Source organism: Pectobacterium peruviense (assembly GCF_002847345.1).
Taxonomy (GTDB): domain Bacteria; phylum Pseudomonadota; class Gammaproteobacteria; order Enterobacterales; family Enterobacteriaceae; genus Pectobacterium; species Pectobacterium peruviense.
On record NZ_LXFV01000001.1, the window covers coordinates 251,837 to 266,250 of the forward strand.

At 49.8% G+C, this 14,414-nt stretch carries 15 protein-coding genes; 8 read left to right on the forward strand and 7 right to left on the reverse strand.

The features are described 5' to 3' along the window. The first annotated feature begins 78 nt into the window (after positions 1-78). Genes oppA through oppF form a run of 5 tightly spaced genes read left to right on the forward strand, consistent with a single transcriptional unit; the run spans position 79 to position 5,648 of the window. Complete coding sequence (gene oppA, locus A0G03_RS01165) at positions 79-1,716, forward strand: oligopeptide ABC transporter substrate-binding protein OppA (RefSeq protein ID WP_048260182.1); 1,638 nt, start codon at positions 79-81, stop codon at positions 1,714-1,716. A gap of 53 nt (positions 1,717-1,769) precedes the next feature. Then, positions 1,770-2,690, forward strand: coding sequence for an oligopeptide ABC transporter permease OppB (gene oppB, locus A0G03_RS01170; protein WP_048260180.1), 921 nt, complete (start codon positions 1,770-1,772; stop codon positions 2,688-2,690). Between the two features lie 11 nt (positions 2,691-2,701). Then, positions 2,702-3,610, forward strand: a complete 909-nt coding sequence (oppC, locus tag A0G03_RS01175; protein WP_011093879.1) for an oligopeptide ABC transporter permease OppC — start codon at positions 2,702-2,704, stop codon at positions 3,608-3,610. Between the two features lie 11 nt (positions 3,611-3,621). Beyond that, positions 3,622-4,617, forward strand: coding sequence for an ABC transporter ATP-binding protein (gene oppD, locus A0G03_RS01180; RefSeq protein ID WP_048260178.1), 996 nt, complete (start codon positions 3,622-3,624; stop codon positions 4,615-4,617). Continuing rightward, a complete protein-coding gene (gene oppF, locus A0G03_RS01185; protein ID WP_048260175.1) occupies positions 4,614-5,648 on the forward strand; it encodes a murein tripeptide/oligopeptide ABC transporter ATP binding protein OppF in 1,035 nt (344 codons plus the stop codon). Before oppD ends, oppF begins: the two co-directional genes overlap by 4 nt. An 89-nt stretch (positions 5,649-5,737) precedes the next feature. Here the strand turns inward: oppF and A0G03_RS01190 are convergent, their stop codons facing one another. Together A0G03_RS01190 and cls are read right to left on the reverse strand one after the other, a co-directional pair. Then, the gene (locus A0G03_RS01190) at positions 5,738-6,061 is read right to left on the reverse strand and encodes an HI1450 family dsDNA-mimic protein (RefSeq protein ID WP_005968702.1); all 324 of its coding nucleotides are present in this window, start codon (positions 6,059-6,061) and stop codon (positions 5,738-5,740) included. A 55-nt stretch (positions 6,062-6,116) separates the two neighbouring features. Then, a complete protein-coding gene (gene cls / locus A0G03_RS01195; protein WP_048260174.1) occupies positions 6,117-7,577 on the reverse strand; it encodes a cardiolipin synthase in 1,461 nt (486 codons plus the stop codon). Between the two features lie 195 nt (positions 7,578-7,772). On the opposite strand from cls, the gene A0G03_RS21720 reads away from it, so the two are divergent. Beyond that, positions 7,773-7,949, forward strand: coding sequence for a YciY family protein (locus A0G03_RS21720; RefSeq protein WP_005968698.1), 177 nt, complete (start codon positions 7,773-7,775; stop codon positions 7,947-7,949). A 68-nt stretch (positions 7,950-8,017) separates the two neighbouring features. Here the strand turns inward: A0G03_RS21720 and A0G03_RS01200 are convergent, their stop codons facing one another. Then, positions 8,018-9,691, reverse strand: coding sequence for a Tar ligand binding domain-containing protein (locus tag A0G03_RS01200; RefSeq protein WP_048260173.1), 1,674 nt, complete (start codon positions 9,689-9,691; stop codon positions 8,018-8,020). Positions 9,692-10,022: 331 nt separating this feature from the next. Continuing rightward, entirely contained in the window at positions 10,023-10,319 is a 297-nt protein-coding gene (locus A0G03_RS01210) for a YciI family protein (protein ID WP_048260172.1), read from the reverse strand. A gap of 252 nt (positions 10,320-10,571) precedes the next feature. On the opposite strand from A0G03_RS01210, the gene tonB reads away from it, so the two are divergent. Continuing rightward, positions 10,572-11,330: a TonB system transport protein TonB gene (gene tonB, locus A0G03_RS01215; RefSeq protein ID WP_048260170.1), complete on the forward strand. Its 759-nt coding sequence runs from the start codon at positions 10,572-10,574 to the stop codon at positions 11,328-11,330. Positions 11,331-11,461: 131 nt separating this feature from the next. Here the strand turns inward: tonB and yciA are convergent, their stop codons facing one another. The 3 genes from yciA to A0G03_RS01230 all read right to left on the reverse strand — a co-directional run bounded on the left by yciA (position 11,462) and on the right by A0G03_RS01230 (position 13,428). Then, positions 11,462-11,884, reverse strand: coding sequence for an acyl-CoA thioester hydrolase YciA (gene yciA / locus A0G03_RS01220; protein WP_048260167.1), 423 nt, complete (start codon positions 11,882-11,884; stop codon positions 11,462-11,464). Positions 11,885-11,908: 24 nt separating this feature from the next. Beyond that, entirely contained in the window at positions 11,909-12,475 is a 567-nt protein-coding gene (locus A0G03_RS01225; RefSeq protein WP_048260165.1) for a septation protein A, read from the reverse strand. Between the two features lie 200 nt (positions 12,476-12,675). After that, positions 12,676-13,428 (reverse strand): YciC family protein, encoded by a 753-nt coding sequence (locus A0G03_RS01230; protein WP_048260162.1) that lies wholly within the window; start codon positions 13,426-13,428, stop codon positions 12,676-12,678. A gap of 348 nt (positions 13,429-13,776) precedes the next feature. Between A0G03_RS01230 and ompW the strand changes: the two genes are divergently transcribed. Then, positions 13,777-14,412 carry an outer membrane protein OmpW gene (gene ompW / locus A0G03_RS01240; protein ID WP_048260161.1) on the forward strand — a complete coding sequence of 212 codons (636 nt, stop codon included), beginning with the start codon at positions 13,777-13,779 and terminating at the stop codon, positions 14,410-14,412. Positions 14,413-14,414: the final 2 nt, after the last annotated feature.

A 14,414-nucleotide genomic window follows, 5' to 3' on the forward strand; every position in this document is an offset into this window, starting at 1 on the left:
ATTAATCGTTTTCTCACAGGACTCTAATTCAGGAATCGTGCTGGGATAACTAACACGACAACATTACAGGAGAAAATAATGACACACATCACAACTAAAAAAAGAGTAGCTGCCGCTATTATCGCGGCATTAAGTAGCACGATGGCTGTTTCTGCCTTCGCCGCGACCGTTCCCGCAGGCGTTCAGTTAGCAGACAAACAAGAATTGGTTCGTAACAACGGCGCTGAAGTTTCCTCTCTTGACCCGCATAAAATTGAAGGTGTGCCGGAATCTAACGTGTCGCGCGATTTGCTGGAAGGGTTGGTCATTTCTGACGTTAACGGCAAAACCAGCCCTGGTGTAGCGGAAAGCTGGGATAACAAAGATTTTAAAGTGTGGACATTCCACCTGCGCAAAGATGCCAAATGGTCCAACGGTGAGCCCGTTACCGCGCAAGATTTCGTTTACAGCTGGCAGCGTCTGGCTGATCCAAAAACGGCATCGCCTTACGCCAGCTACCTGCAATATGGTCATTTGCTGAATATCGATGACATCATCGCTGGCAAAAAATCCCCAGATACGCTGGGTGTGAAAGCGATCGACGACCATACGTTTGAGGTCACGCTGTCAGAAGCCGTACCTTACTTCTATAAGCTGCCTGTTTACGTCGCAATGTCTCCAATCAATAAAACTGTTGTCGAAAAGTTCGGCGAAAAATGGACACAGCCGCAAAACTGGGTCGGCAATGGTGCCTACAAACTGAAAAGTTGGGTGGTGAATGAAAAAATGGTACTGGAGCGTAACCCGCAATATTGGGACAACGCCCATACTGTGATTAATCAGGTCTCCTATCTGCCGATTGCGTCTGAAGTGACGGACGTCAACCGCTACCGCAGCGGTGAAATCGACATGACGTACAACAACCTGCCAATCGAACTCTTCCAAAAACTGAAGAAAGAAATCCCGGATGAAGTGAAGGTTAACCCGTACCTGTGTACCTACTACTACGAAGTTAACAACCAGAAGCCGCCGTTTAATGATGTACGCGTACGTACTGCGCTGCGTCTGGGCCTGAGTCAGGATATCCTGACCAACAAAGTGAAGAATCAGGGCGATATTCCTGCTTATGGTTTTGTACCACCGTATATCGATGGCCTGAAAGCCGCTGTACCTGAGTGGTTTACCTGGTCACAGACCAAACGTAATGAAGAAGCGAAAAAACTGTTGGCCGAAGCGGGCTATACCGCAGAAAAACCGCTGACGCTGAGCCTGCTGTACAACACGTCCGATCTGCATAAGAAAATGGCGATCGCCGCCGCTTCTATCTGGAAACAGAATATCGGTGTGGACGTTAAACTGGAAAACCAGGAATGGAAAACCTTCCTCAGCACCCGTCATCAGGGAACCTATGATGTAGCTCGTGCCGGATGGTGTGCGGACTATAACGAACCTTCAACCTTCCTGAACAGCATGCTGTCCGACAGCAGCAGTAACACCTCGCACTATAAGAGCAAAGAGTTTGATGCACTGGTGGCGAAATCCTTGCAGGTGAAAACTGACGAGGAGCGCGCTGCGGTTTACCAGCAGGCGGAATCACAGCTGGATAAAGACGCTGTCACCATACCGGTCTATTACTATGCGAATACCCGACTGGTGAAACCTTATGTTGGTGGATTAACGGGTAACGATCCTCAGGATAATGTTTACGTGAAAGATCTTTATATCATCAAGCACTAATAATAATGGCTGGCGCACGCAGCTGTGCTGCCAGCCTTTTATAGGTACGAGCAATGTTAAAATTTATTTTTCGCCGCTGTTTAGAGGCGATACCAACGTTATTTATTCTGATCACCATCTCGTTCTTCATGATGCGATTGGCACCCGGCAGCCCGTTTACCGGCGAGCGTAATTTACCGCCGGAAGTGATGGCGAATATTGAAGCTAAATATCATCTGAACGATCCAATACTCACGCAGTACGGTAACTACTTACTGCAATTGGTGCAGGGTGATTTCGGCCCCTCTTTTAAATACAAAGACTATTCCGTGAACGATCTGGTCGCGACGTCTTTCCCTGTTTCTGCAAAGTTAGGGTTCGCGGCATTCATTCTCGCCATTGTTTTTGGTGTGAGTGCGGGCGTGATCGCCGCACTGAATCAAAATACGAAATGGGATTATACCGTGATGGGGTTTGCCATGACGGGGGTGGTTATTCCCAGCTTTGTCGTCGCGCCGTTATTGGTGCTGATTTTTGCCATTACGCTGCGTTGGCTGCCCGGCGGTGGTTGGAACGGCGGGGCACCCAAATACATGATTTTACCGATGGTGGCGCTATCTTTGTCTTATATCGCCAGTATCGCGCGTATTACCCGAGGATCTATGATCGAGGTTTTGCACTCTAACTTTATCCGCACCGCGCGCGCCAAAGGGTTACCGATGCGCCGCATCGTTCTGCGCCACGCGTTAAAGCCTGCGTTGCTGCCCGTGCTTTCCTATATGGGACCCGCGTTTGTAGGGATTATTACCGGCTCAATGGTCATTGAAACCATTTTTGGTTTACCCGGTATTGGGCAATTGTTCGTGAACGGCGCGCTGAACCGCGACTATTCACTGGTACTGAGCTTGACGATTTTGGTCGGCGGCTTAACCATTTTATTTAATGCGATCATTGACGTGCTCTACGCTGTTATCGATCCGAAAATTCGCTATTAATTGGAGGCGTTATGTTTTGGAATCGAAAAAACGTTGAAGCGTTAGAGAACTTCACCGAGCAGGCTGAGATTGAAGGCCGTAGTTTGTGGCAGGATGCGCGCCTGCGCTTTATCCATAACCGTGCTGCGCTGGCCAGTCTGTTTGTTTTGGCTGTGATTACTGTGTTTGTGATTTTTGCACCTCTGCTGTCTGCATTTGACTATGCCGATACGGACTGGGGAATGATGTCAGCCGCGCCGGATATGACGTCTGGACACTATTTTGGTACAGACTCCTCCGGTCGTGATTTGTTGGTCCGCGTTGCCATTGGTGGCCGCGTCTCGCTGATGGTGGGTGTCGCGGCAGCGCTGGTTGCCGTGGTCGTTGGAACGCTGTATGGCGCGATGTCCGGTTATTTGGGCGGAAAAGTGGATTCAGTGATGATGCGTCTACTGGAGATCCTCAACTCGTTCCCGTTCATGTTCTTCGTCATTCTGCTGGTCACGTTCTTCGGGCAAAACATGCTGTTGATCTTCGTGGCCATCGGCATGGTGTCTTGGCTAGATATGGCGCGTATCGTGCGCGGCCAGACACTGAGCCTGAAACGTAAAGAGTTTATTGAAGCGGCGATGGTTTCCGGTGTCTCCACGCGCGGTATCGTGCTGCGCCACATTGTTCCTAACGTGCTCGGTGTCGTAGTGGTTTATGCCTCTTTGCTGGTGCCAAGCATGATTCTGTTTGAGTCCTTCCTGAGCTTCCTGGGGCTGGGAACGCAGGAGCCGTTAAGCAGCTGGGGTGCCTTGCTGAATGATGGGGCGAACTCAATGGAAGTGTCGCCATGGTTACTGTTCTATCCGGCGGCGTTTCTTGTTGTCACGTTGTTTTGTTTTAACTTTATCGGCGATGGCCTGCGTGATGCCCTCGACCCGAAAGATCGCTGAGGAGCATTAACATGAGCAAGATTGATTTAACGGGCGCGCAAGACGCGCTGCTACATGTTCAGGATCTACGGGTAACGTTTAAAACACAGGATGGAGACGTGACGGCGGTTAATGACCTGAACTTCACGCTCAATGCTGGTGAAACTCTGGGGATTGTCGGTGAGTCTGGTTCCGGTAAATCACAAACAGCATTTGCGTTGATGGGGCTGCTGGCCCGCAATGGCCGTATTGGCGGATCGGCGCGTTTTCGTGGCAGAGAGATCCTCAATTTACCTGAAAACCAGCTGAACAAGCTGCGTGCTGAAGAAATCAGTATGATCTTCCAGGATCCGATGACTTCGCTGAACCCTTACATGCGCGTCGGTGAACAACTGATGGAAGTGCTGATGCTGCACAAACGTCTGAGCAAAAGCGAAGCGTTTGAAGAGTCGGTCAAAATGCTGGATGCGGTCAAAATGCCGGAAGCGCGTAAGCGTATGAAGATGTACCCGCATGAATTTTCCGGTGGGATGCGTCAGCGCGTGATGATTGCGATGGCGCTGCTGTGTCGGCCGAAATTGCTGATTGCCGATGAACCGACAACAGCATTGGATGTAACGGTTCAGGCGCAGATTATGACGCTGCTGAACGAGCTGAAGCGCGAGTTTAATACCGCTATTATTATGATCACGCATGACCTGGGCGTGGTTGCCGGTATTTGTGACAAAGTATTGGTGATGTACGCAGGGCGCACGATGGAATATGGCGTTGCACGCGATGTCTTTTATCATCCGAGCCATCCGTATTCCGTCGGCCTGCTTAATGCCGTACCGCGTCTGGATGCGGAAGATGAGGTGTTGGCGACTATTCCGGGTAACCCGCCTAACTTATTACGCTTGCCGAAAGGATGTCCGTTCCAACCGCGCTGCCCGTATTCAATGGATGTCTGCCATAGCGCACCTGCGCTGGAATCTTTTGGTGATGGCCGCTTGCGCGCCTGCTTTAGAGCGATTGAGGAGGTGGTATGAACAACGCGGACGAGAAAAAGGTGTTGTTAGAAGTGGACGATCTGAAAGTCCACTTTGATGTCAGAGATGATAAGCAGTGGTTCTGGCAGCCGCCGAAAAAACTGAAAGCGGTCGATGGTGTGACGCTGCGTTTGTATGAAGGTGAAACGCTGGGCGTGGTAGGGGAATCAGGCTGCGGCAAGTCTACGCTGGCACGTGCCATTATCGGGCTGGTAAAAGCGACCGACGGGCGAGTCACGTGGCTGGGGAAAGATCTGCTAGGGATGAGCGCCGCCGAATGGCGCGCAGCGCGTAGCGATATTCAGATGATATTTCAGGATCCGCTGGCGTCGCTGAATCCGCGTATGAATATCGGCGAAATTATTGCCGAGCCGTTGAAAGTTTATCATCCAGAGCTTGATCGACAGACGGTGAAAGATCGCGTTAAAACGATGATGTTGAAGGTTGGACTGCTGCCGAGCCTGATCAACCGCTATCCACATGAATTCTCTGGCGGACAGTGTCAGCGTATTGGGATCGCGCGGGCACTGATTCTGGAGCCGAAGCTGATTATCTGTGATGAGCCGGTTTCTGCACTGGACGTATCAATTCAGGCACAGGTAGTGAACCTGCTGCGTCAGCTACAGCGTGAAATGCACCTGTCGCTGATTTTCATCGCTCATGACTTATCGGTAGTGAAGCACATTTCCGACCGTGTGTTGGTCATGTATCTGGGTCATGCGGTAGAGCTGGGAACGTACGATCAGGTCTATCAAAACCCACAGCATCCGTATACCCGCGCGCTGATGTCTGCTGTACCGATTCCCGATCCCGATCAGGAACGCAACAAGAAGATACAACTGCTGGAGGGGGATTTGCCGTCACCGATCAATCCGCCATCAGGTTGCGTATTTTGCACTCGTTGTCCCGTAGTCGGCCCTGAGTGCTCGAAAACGCGGCCATTGCTGGAAGGGAGCTTTACACACGCGGTTTCGTGTCTGAAAGTCGATCCGCAAGCGCTGCTACCGGTCTCGGAAGCGGAAGCACAGTAACGGGTTTTATCGGTTATTCATGTAAAAAAGGCGTCTCCTGCGGGAGACGCCTTGCGTTTAGGCGAGATAACTTATTCTTTTAACAGGGCTTATTCTTTCCACAGAATGTGGCAAAGCTTGTGGTCTTTTTCTCGGCAAATCAGTACGCGGGCAAAAATATCGGTAATTTCTTCACCGTCTTGTTCGGCCAACCCAATCACGACTTCAGCGAAGAAATCCGGATTCAGGTCGAAATCAACGTGCTCCGCCCAGTCTTCAGCGGGGTCGAATAACTCAGCACCGCCGCGCTCTTCGAATTGCAGGTTGAACAGCAGAATATCTGCCGGATCGAGGTTGTCAGCAGCGAGTTCCAAGAAAATGTCGTAGGCCTGTTCCAATGCTTCGTCTTCGGTCAGGCGGTTATTCAAATCCATAAAGCGATTCCTGTTAATTCCCAATGGCCTTATTAGAACACGGGAAAACACGTATTTACAGCAGGGGGCTGAAAAAGTAGAACAGCCGCTCGACGATACGTTGCCAATAAGGGCGATTTTGCCACTGCGTCGCGTTTAACAGGCGTGAACGGGCGATATAGTCTTCCTGCACGCAGGCCAAATCGGTGCCGAATCCGGCATCGTCAATCACCAGCGTGATTTCAAAATTCAGCCACAGGCTGCGCATATCCAGATTCACCGTACCGACCAGACTGAGCTGTCCATCAACCAACACGCTTTTCGTGTGCAGCAGTCCGTCCTTGAATTGGTAAATTTTCACACCTGCGGCCAGCAGTTCCGTGAAGAACGCACGGCTGGCCCAGCCGACCAACACGGAGTCGTTCTTGTGTGGAACAATAATGCTGACATCAACGCCGCGCTGGGCGGCGGTACAGATGGCATGTAGCAGATCGTCGCTGGGCACGAAGTAGGGAGTCGTCATGATCAACTGCTTGCGCGCCGAATAGACGGACGTCAGCAGCGCCTGATGAATCATTTCTTCCGGGTAACCGGGGCCGGAGGCAATAACCTGAATGGTGTGACCGCTCTCCTGTTCGAACGGCATGACGTTAACATCAGGCGGCGGCGGAAGCAGGCGTTTGCCGGTTTCCATTTCCCAGTCGCAGCAGTAAATAATGCCTAGCGTGGTCGCTACTGGGCCTTCAATACGTGCCATCAGGTCAATCCATTGCCCAACGCCAGCATCCTGTTTGAAGAGACGGGGATCAACCATATTCATGCTGCCGGTATAAGCAATACGGCTGTCGATCAGGATAATTTTACGGTGTTGTCGCAAATCCATGCGGCGCAGGAAAGCACGAAATAGATTCACTTTCAGGGCTTCGACTACTTCTATCCCTGCGGTGCGCATCAGCTCAGGATGATGTTGACGGAAGAATTGAACGCTGCCAGCCGAATCCAGCAGGATGCGGCAATGTACACCGCGTCGTGCGGCCGAGATAAGAGAAGAGGTGACTTGCTCAACCAACCCGCCGGGCTGCCAGATATAGAACACCATTTCGATGTTATTACGCGCGAGTTCAATGTCACGTAATAGCGCCTTAATCGTGTCATCAAACGTGGTCATCAACTGCAACTGATTGCCTTTGACGCCGCCAACCCCTTGTCGGCGTTCACAGAGCTGGAATAACGCGCTGGCGACTTCACTGTTTTCCGTCGCGAAAATACGGCGATATTCCTTTAATTCACGTAGCCATTTTGCCGTTGATGGCCACATTTTGCTGGCGCGCTCAGCCCGACGTTTGCCGAGATGGAGTTCGCCAAATGAAAGATAAGCGATAATGCCGACAAGTGGCAGAATATAAATCACCAGTAGCCAGGCCATCGCTGAAGGCACTGCCCGACGTTTCATCAGAATACGTAAGGTCACACCTGCGATCAGCAACCAGTAGCTAAAAACCAGTAACCAACTTATTACGGTATAAAATGTCGACATAAAAGCAGCACAGTTCCCTTTTGCAAAGAATTAACAAAGTGTACGCATAGATTTATAAAAGGGGAAATGCCTTTCCTCTGAATAAAATAGCGTAATTGGATAAGAAGAGAATGACGGAGAGGGTGATTCACCGATTGTGGTCACGCATTAGGGGTATATAATGCCCAGCGCGAGTGGATTAACAAGAGTCGCATAATGAAACGCAGTCGGAATGAAGTGGGCCGCTGGCGGATGTTGCGTCAGGTCCAGCGTAGAAGAAGTCGCTGGTTGGAGGCGCAATCGCGTACTTACCGCCATATTCGCTCTGCCCGTTACTTGCAGCAGAAGCATCAACGGCGGGCATTACTCTATGCGGTAGCCTACGAGTGGTAAACCAGTGAGGAAAATAGCGACCCGAAGTATGGTCGCTATTTTTTATCACATAACGGATCTTATTCCGCTTATCCCATCACGGGAATGCGCTGCGTTATTTCTCTCTGGTCAATCATCGGGTTCACATCAGCCTCTGTCGAGGGCAGAATAAACAGCGACACCGAGGTATTTAAGCGTTCCGTTTGCTCCAACAGTGAGGAGAAGGTGTGTGCGGAGGCTTCAACCTGTCCTGCGTTTTCTCTGACGGTGTCGTTCAGCGTGCTGAGCCGAGCGGTCACTTCATGAATGCTTTCATTCTGCTGGTGCGATATTTCTGAGATTTCACTCAGGAACGTGCCAGTGCCTTTCGCCGTCTGGATGATATTCTGCAAGCTGTCATTCAGTTTGTTCACCAGCCGTGTTCCGGCGGTAACGCTGTTGTCTGAATCACGAATCAGCACATTAATACTTTGTGCAGAATGGCTGCTTTGCGAAGCCAGCGTGCCGACTTCACGGGCAACAACGGCGAAGCCTCGTCCCATCGTCCCAGCTCGCGCTGCTTCAATTGCGGCATTCAATGACAAGATATGTGTCTGGAATGCCACGTTCTCAATCATCCCAATCGCTTCCGTCATTTCGCGTGTTCTGCCTGCAATATCCGACATCGCCGCCTTGACGTCATTCATCATCGTCTCACCCTGCGCGGCGATTTTGCTGGTGTCTTCCGCGTGCAAATTAGCCTGCTGGGTATGTTGCGTGTTTTGCTCGAGATGGTGGCTAAGCTGAATCACGTGTTCAGTCGTCACTTTAAGTTCGTGGGATTGACGATTCGCCTGCTCGGAAAGTCGATGGTTATCCTCAGCCACGCGATCGACCTGCGTCACCATGTGATCAACGCCCTGACGAACCTGATTAACCAAGGTCACCAGACCTTCCTGCATTTGGATGACGCTGGTGTTGAGCTGTTCAACTTCCCGAGTTCCGCGTGTCTCTGTGTTGACCGAATGGGAAAGGTCGCCTGCGGCGATCAGTTTTAAATGAGCAATAATGTGCGTGAGCGGACGAATAATGACCTGATTAACGCCAACCCAGACGGCAATGGCGATCGCCAGTAAGAGCCCTAACACCGTGATGAAAATGGTTTTCGCTTGATCGAGTGAGGATAAAAATTGTTGTCCATGTTGCTTTTGCAGCGCATCGGTATCTTGCAGATAGTGTGAATACTTCTGAGTAAAATCACTTTGATAGGCCTGAACTGGGACAGCAAAGAAAATATCAATCTGATTGGTGGTTTTTATTCCCTCAGCCAGCTCGACAAGCCCAGAATAAAGCTGGTTGTAACTCTTTTTCAGATCGACAAATGCTGTTGTGTCGGCTTCCGCCGTCGTGGTGGTTTCCAGTAACTGATAATGTTCTTTTGCCTGTTTTAGAGACACCTCCGCCTCATCCATCAGACTATGCCAGCTGCCTTCAGACCCGGTTTCTTTGTCTACCAACAGATAAATGCCAGCGCGATTCAGTTTGTCGCTGGCATTCATCACTTCCATCCGCGCTTTATCCATTAACGCTTGTTGCTGGCGCAGGCTCTCGTTAGCAGAAATATCTTGCCGAACCTGCGTCATCGTTTGAGAAATGATGCCGACGGAAACCAATTGTAATAAAGAAAATAACCCAATGATCAATAACAATCCGGAGAGAATACTGAGGCGATGACGGCGGCGGATAGTAGCAACTCCGTTTCGCAAAATCGCAGGCATTAACATGATTGTCGACCCTCTATAGATGAATAGCGGTCAAACTATCACTGTTAAATGACTAAAATATTTCAGCTTTTGACAGGGAGGTAAGAGGCCATGATTTTCCCCTCCAATCATGACCTGTATCAATATACTCGTCATACTTCAAGTTGCATGTACGTTGGCTGCGCTACTCGGCTCACTCACGTGGACCTCGCCCCGTTGGGGTCGCTGCAAGCAGCGTTCAAATCTGCCTCTGGCTGATTTGTCACTCACCCGAATCACTTACCTGAGTAAGCTCATCGGGATTCCTTCTCTTGCCGCCTTACTGAAACTCGAATTATTTAGAGTGTGACTCTTAAAACACTTTTTTATAAGGTTTCACGCTGACGTGTTGATAGACACCGGCTGTGATATAGGGATCGGCGTCGGCCCATTCTGTTGCTTCGCCCAACGACGCGAATTCAGCGATAATCACGGAACCGCTAAAACCAGCCTGACCGGGATCTTCGCTGTCGATAGCGGGTAACGGGCCTGCGGTAATCAGTCGACCCTGATCGCGTAATGTCTGTAAACGGGCAAGGTGGTCTGGTCTTACCGACAGGCGTTTTGCTAATGAATCAACATTATCTTCAGCATAAATGACATAGAGCATAGCGACCTCACTGGTTAGGAAGATACCCTTTCTCGTTTGGGATACCGGGTAGAGATCCCCAGCGGCCAAACGCTATCGGGTAAGAAAAACGTGTTTTTATCATCATACGTGATGTTGTTCGAGGACAATAGGTTGATTTGCCAGACTAATCCCCCCACGGTTTCTGTTTTTTTTACAATTCCATGCGTTGTTATTGAATATGATTGCTATTTGCATTTAAACTTGGGCGGCATAAGAGGATAAAGACAGACTATGCCGCAAAAAAAGTTTTTTTTAACCCGCCGTTACTCATGGCCATTCATACTTTCAGTTGGTTTTCACGGTTCACTGATTGCAGGTTTGCTGTACGCATCGTTTAATAATTCAATCGAATTACCGCAGGAATCTAAGCCTATCAGCGTTGTGATGGTTAACCCTGCGGCCTATGAAGCGGCACCCGCTGCCAAATCTGCGCCTGAACCAGAGCCAGTTAAGCAACCAGAACCTGAGCCGGAGCCGATTCCAGAACCGGAGCCAGTGCCGCAGCCGGTTCCTATACCATTACCCGAGCCTAAGCCCAAGCCGCCGAAACCTAAACCGGAACCTAAGCCCGTGAAGAAGGTTGAGCAGCCGAAGCCGGTTAAGCGGGAGCCAACCGTTGAAAAACAGCCGCCTTCGCCGTTTACCAGCGAAGAGCCGACGCGCAATATCAATAATGCGCCAGTGAAGCAGGCGCCTGCGCCCGCAGCAAGTTCACAGTCAAGTGGGCCGCGCCCGCTGAGCCGCGCACAGCCACAGTATCCTGCACGCGCGTTCTCTTTGCGTGTTGAAGGTCGAGTGAAAATGCAGTTTGATGTGGACGACTCTGGACGCGTTGATAACGTTCGCGTGCTTTCTGCCGAACCGCGCAATATGTTTGAGCGCGACATTAAACAGGCGATGCGCAAATGGCGTTACGAAGCAGGCAAACCGGGTAAAGATCTGGTTGTGACCATCGTCTTTAAAATTGATGGCGGTGCAGCCGTCGAATAATTCACGTCAGGACAAAAAAAGAAACGGGGCGTCATCAGCTAAAGATGACGCCCCGTTTTCGTTAGTTCTTCCTATCCGTTAATTATTCAGGGTAGGTAGTGTTACAGCTACGCCCAAAAATGATGCCGAGTTTACTCGCTTGGCGTGAAGTTGCTTTTCCCTGCTGGCAACTCGCGTGGGTGACCGTCTTCATCCACTGCAACGTAGGTGAATAACGCTTCGGTTGCCCGATAGCGCTGACCAATCGGCTCAGACGACACTTTCTTTACCCACACTTCAACGTTGATGTTGATAGAGCTACGGCCAGTGCGTAAGCAACGCGCATAGCAGCAAACCACATCGCCCACGGCAACAGGTTTTAAGAATGACATTCCATCAACCCGTACAGTAACGACACGTCCCTCGGCGATTTCTTTCGCCAAAATCGCACCGCCCATGTCCATTTGCGACATCAGCCAGCCGCCAAAAATATCGCCATTTGCATTGGTATCGGCTGGCATTGCCAGCGTACGGAGAACCAGTTCACCCTGTGGTAACACGTTTTGTGTGCTCATTGTGTATGCCTCGGTTTAGTGCGGTTACTGTTGCTCGCTTTTTTCTTCTTCTGATTTCTCTTGGTCGTTAGGTAAGTGGCGATAAATATAGATGCCACAAATCAGCGTAAACAGCAGCGTCACACCGGTCAGACCAAAGACTTTAAAATTGACCCAAACGCTTTGCGGTAGCCAGAAAGCAATATAGATATTAACCAATCCGCACACCAGAAAGAACATGGCCCAGGCGAGATTCAATTTTCCCCAGACGGACTGCGGTAACGTGAGCTCTTTACCCAGCATCTTCTGAATCAGTGTTTGTTTCATGACAAACTGGCTAACCAGCAGGGCAATGGCAAACAACGCATAGATGATGGTGACTTTCCACTTGATGAACAGATCGTTATGGAACACCAGCGTGAGTGAGCCGAAAACGACAACCATCGCAAAGGTGACCAGCGTCATTTTCTCTATTTTGCGATACACCACCCAGGTAACCACCAGTGACAGCGCGGTTGCCGCAATCAATGCGCCCGATGCGATATAGATGTCATAAAGTTTATAGGCCGCAAAAAAAACGACCAACGGTATAAAATCAAGAAGTTGCTTCATTATGTCAATCCATCACTCAACAGTGTCGTAATCATAACCCGCGAGAGTTATCCGATAGCGCATGCCATTATCCTTTATTGTGGAACACCATTCCCGAGATATTGTAATAATTTGCAGAAAATTACGATTGGGTAGATAGCGAACGAGAATTTGGCGAGGCCTATGCCACCAGAGCAGTGACATAGGCGGAATACGAGAAATTAAGCGCGCAGCAGCATATAAAGGCGGAACAGATAAATAAGCAGGATAGCGGAGATCAGATTGCTTAACCCGTTCAGAACTATGCTGAGCACCGTGGGTGAGGAAATCGGTAACTTTGATACGATCAGCAAAATAGCGATTTTAGCCAGCAGCCACATCACGATGGCTGGTGCGGTGGCACGTAAGTTGCCATAGGCCAGTTTGGTGCTCGTTTTGATGGCGCTGAAAATCCCGCTTTTTTCAGTGACGACAATCACGGGTGATAAACTCAGCGCAATAGCCAGCAACACGCCAGGAATGACCAGAAGCATCATGCCAAGCTGGATGAGCAGGGTGCACAGCAGGATGAGGAAAAGCAGACGCAGTAAAAAAGGTGCGGATGCGCCAATGGCGCGCAGGGCACTGGTGCGTTGTCCGTCAGAAACCAACTGGATTAACATCAGAACCCCGCCCGTCAGCAGTACGTTGCCCACTAACGCAGCAAAAGTGCCTGCCGCTGACATTTTCAGCAACACGGTTTGTTGTTCCGGTGTCATTTGCTGAATCAAATCCATTAAGCCAGATTCGACAGAAGATGACAGATCGCTGCTGGAACTGCTCAGAATCTGTAACTCGTCTCCAGAAGGCGATAACGCATGATTCAGTATGACAGTAATGAATGCCGTCAACAGTGACATCATTAAGATGCTGATGAACTGGTTACGGGTAAAATTCATTGTGTCACGGTACAACGTGTTAGCCGTGATAGGCATGCAGGCTCCTTGAAAAAGATAAATCGACCGAAAGAACTTAACTCGCGATTGTAACCTGTTAATCCGCGCTGTGGCACCCCGTCAACGATACAATGCTGCTTTTCCCTTCACTCAAGATCAATGTGACATTGCTACCCATAGTCGTTCTCCTTGTTATCGGTGACGTGTTTTATGACGCTATGCGGTTTTTGATCTGGATCAATTCCATGAAATTTAATTGGTTAGTGATAAATGATTCAGTTCAATTTGGGCGTGGAATTTTTAAAAGATGTGATCTGGTTTAAAACAAGAATACCTACTTAGGGGTATATTTCGCTCGAAATTTAAACCCTATATATGGAGTGGGTAATGAAAAAGACATCTTTCTTATTGTTGGCGGCGGCATTAATGCCCGCATTGGCGCAGGCTCATCAAGCGGGTGATTTCATTGTTCGGGCAGGAGCAACGACGGTACGTCCCGTTGAAAGCTCAGATAATGTGCTGGGTAGCCTGGGATCGTTTCAGGTTAATAACAATACTCAGTTGGGTCTGACCTTCAGCTACATGGTGACGGATAACATTGGTGTTGAATTGCTGGCTGCAACCCCGTTTAACCACAAAGTCGGTTTGCAAAGCACTGGAACAATCGCGGAAGTGAAACATTTGCCGCCGTCTCTGGTGGCACAATATTACTTTGGTGATAAAGAAGATACGCTGCGCCCGTATCTCGGCGTAGGTGTGAATTACACCCTGTTCTTCGATGAGAAATTTAATGATACAGGGAAAAGTGCAGGGCTAAGCGATCTGAGCCTGAAAAACTCCTGGGGTATTGCTGCTCAGGCTGGATTGGATTACAACCTGGATAAGAACTGGCTGCTCAATATGTCCGTGTGGTGGATGGATATTGATACCGATGTGAAATTTAAAGCCGGTAACGATCAGCAAAGCGTGCATACCCGTCTCGACCCGTGGGCGTTTATGATTGGTGCAGGTTATCGTTTCTGATT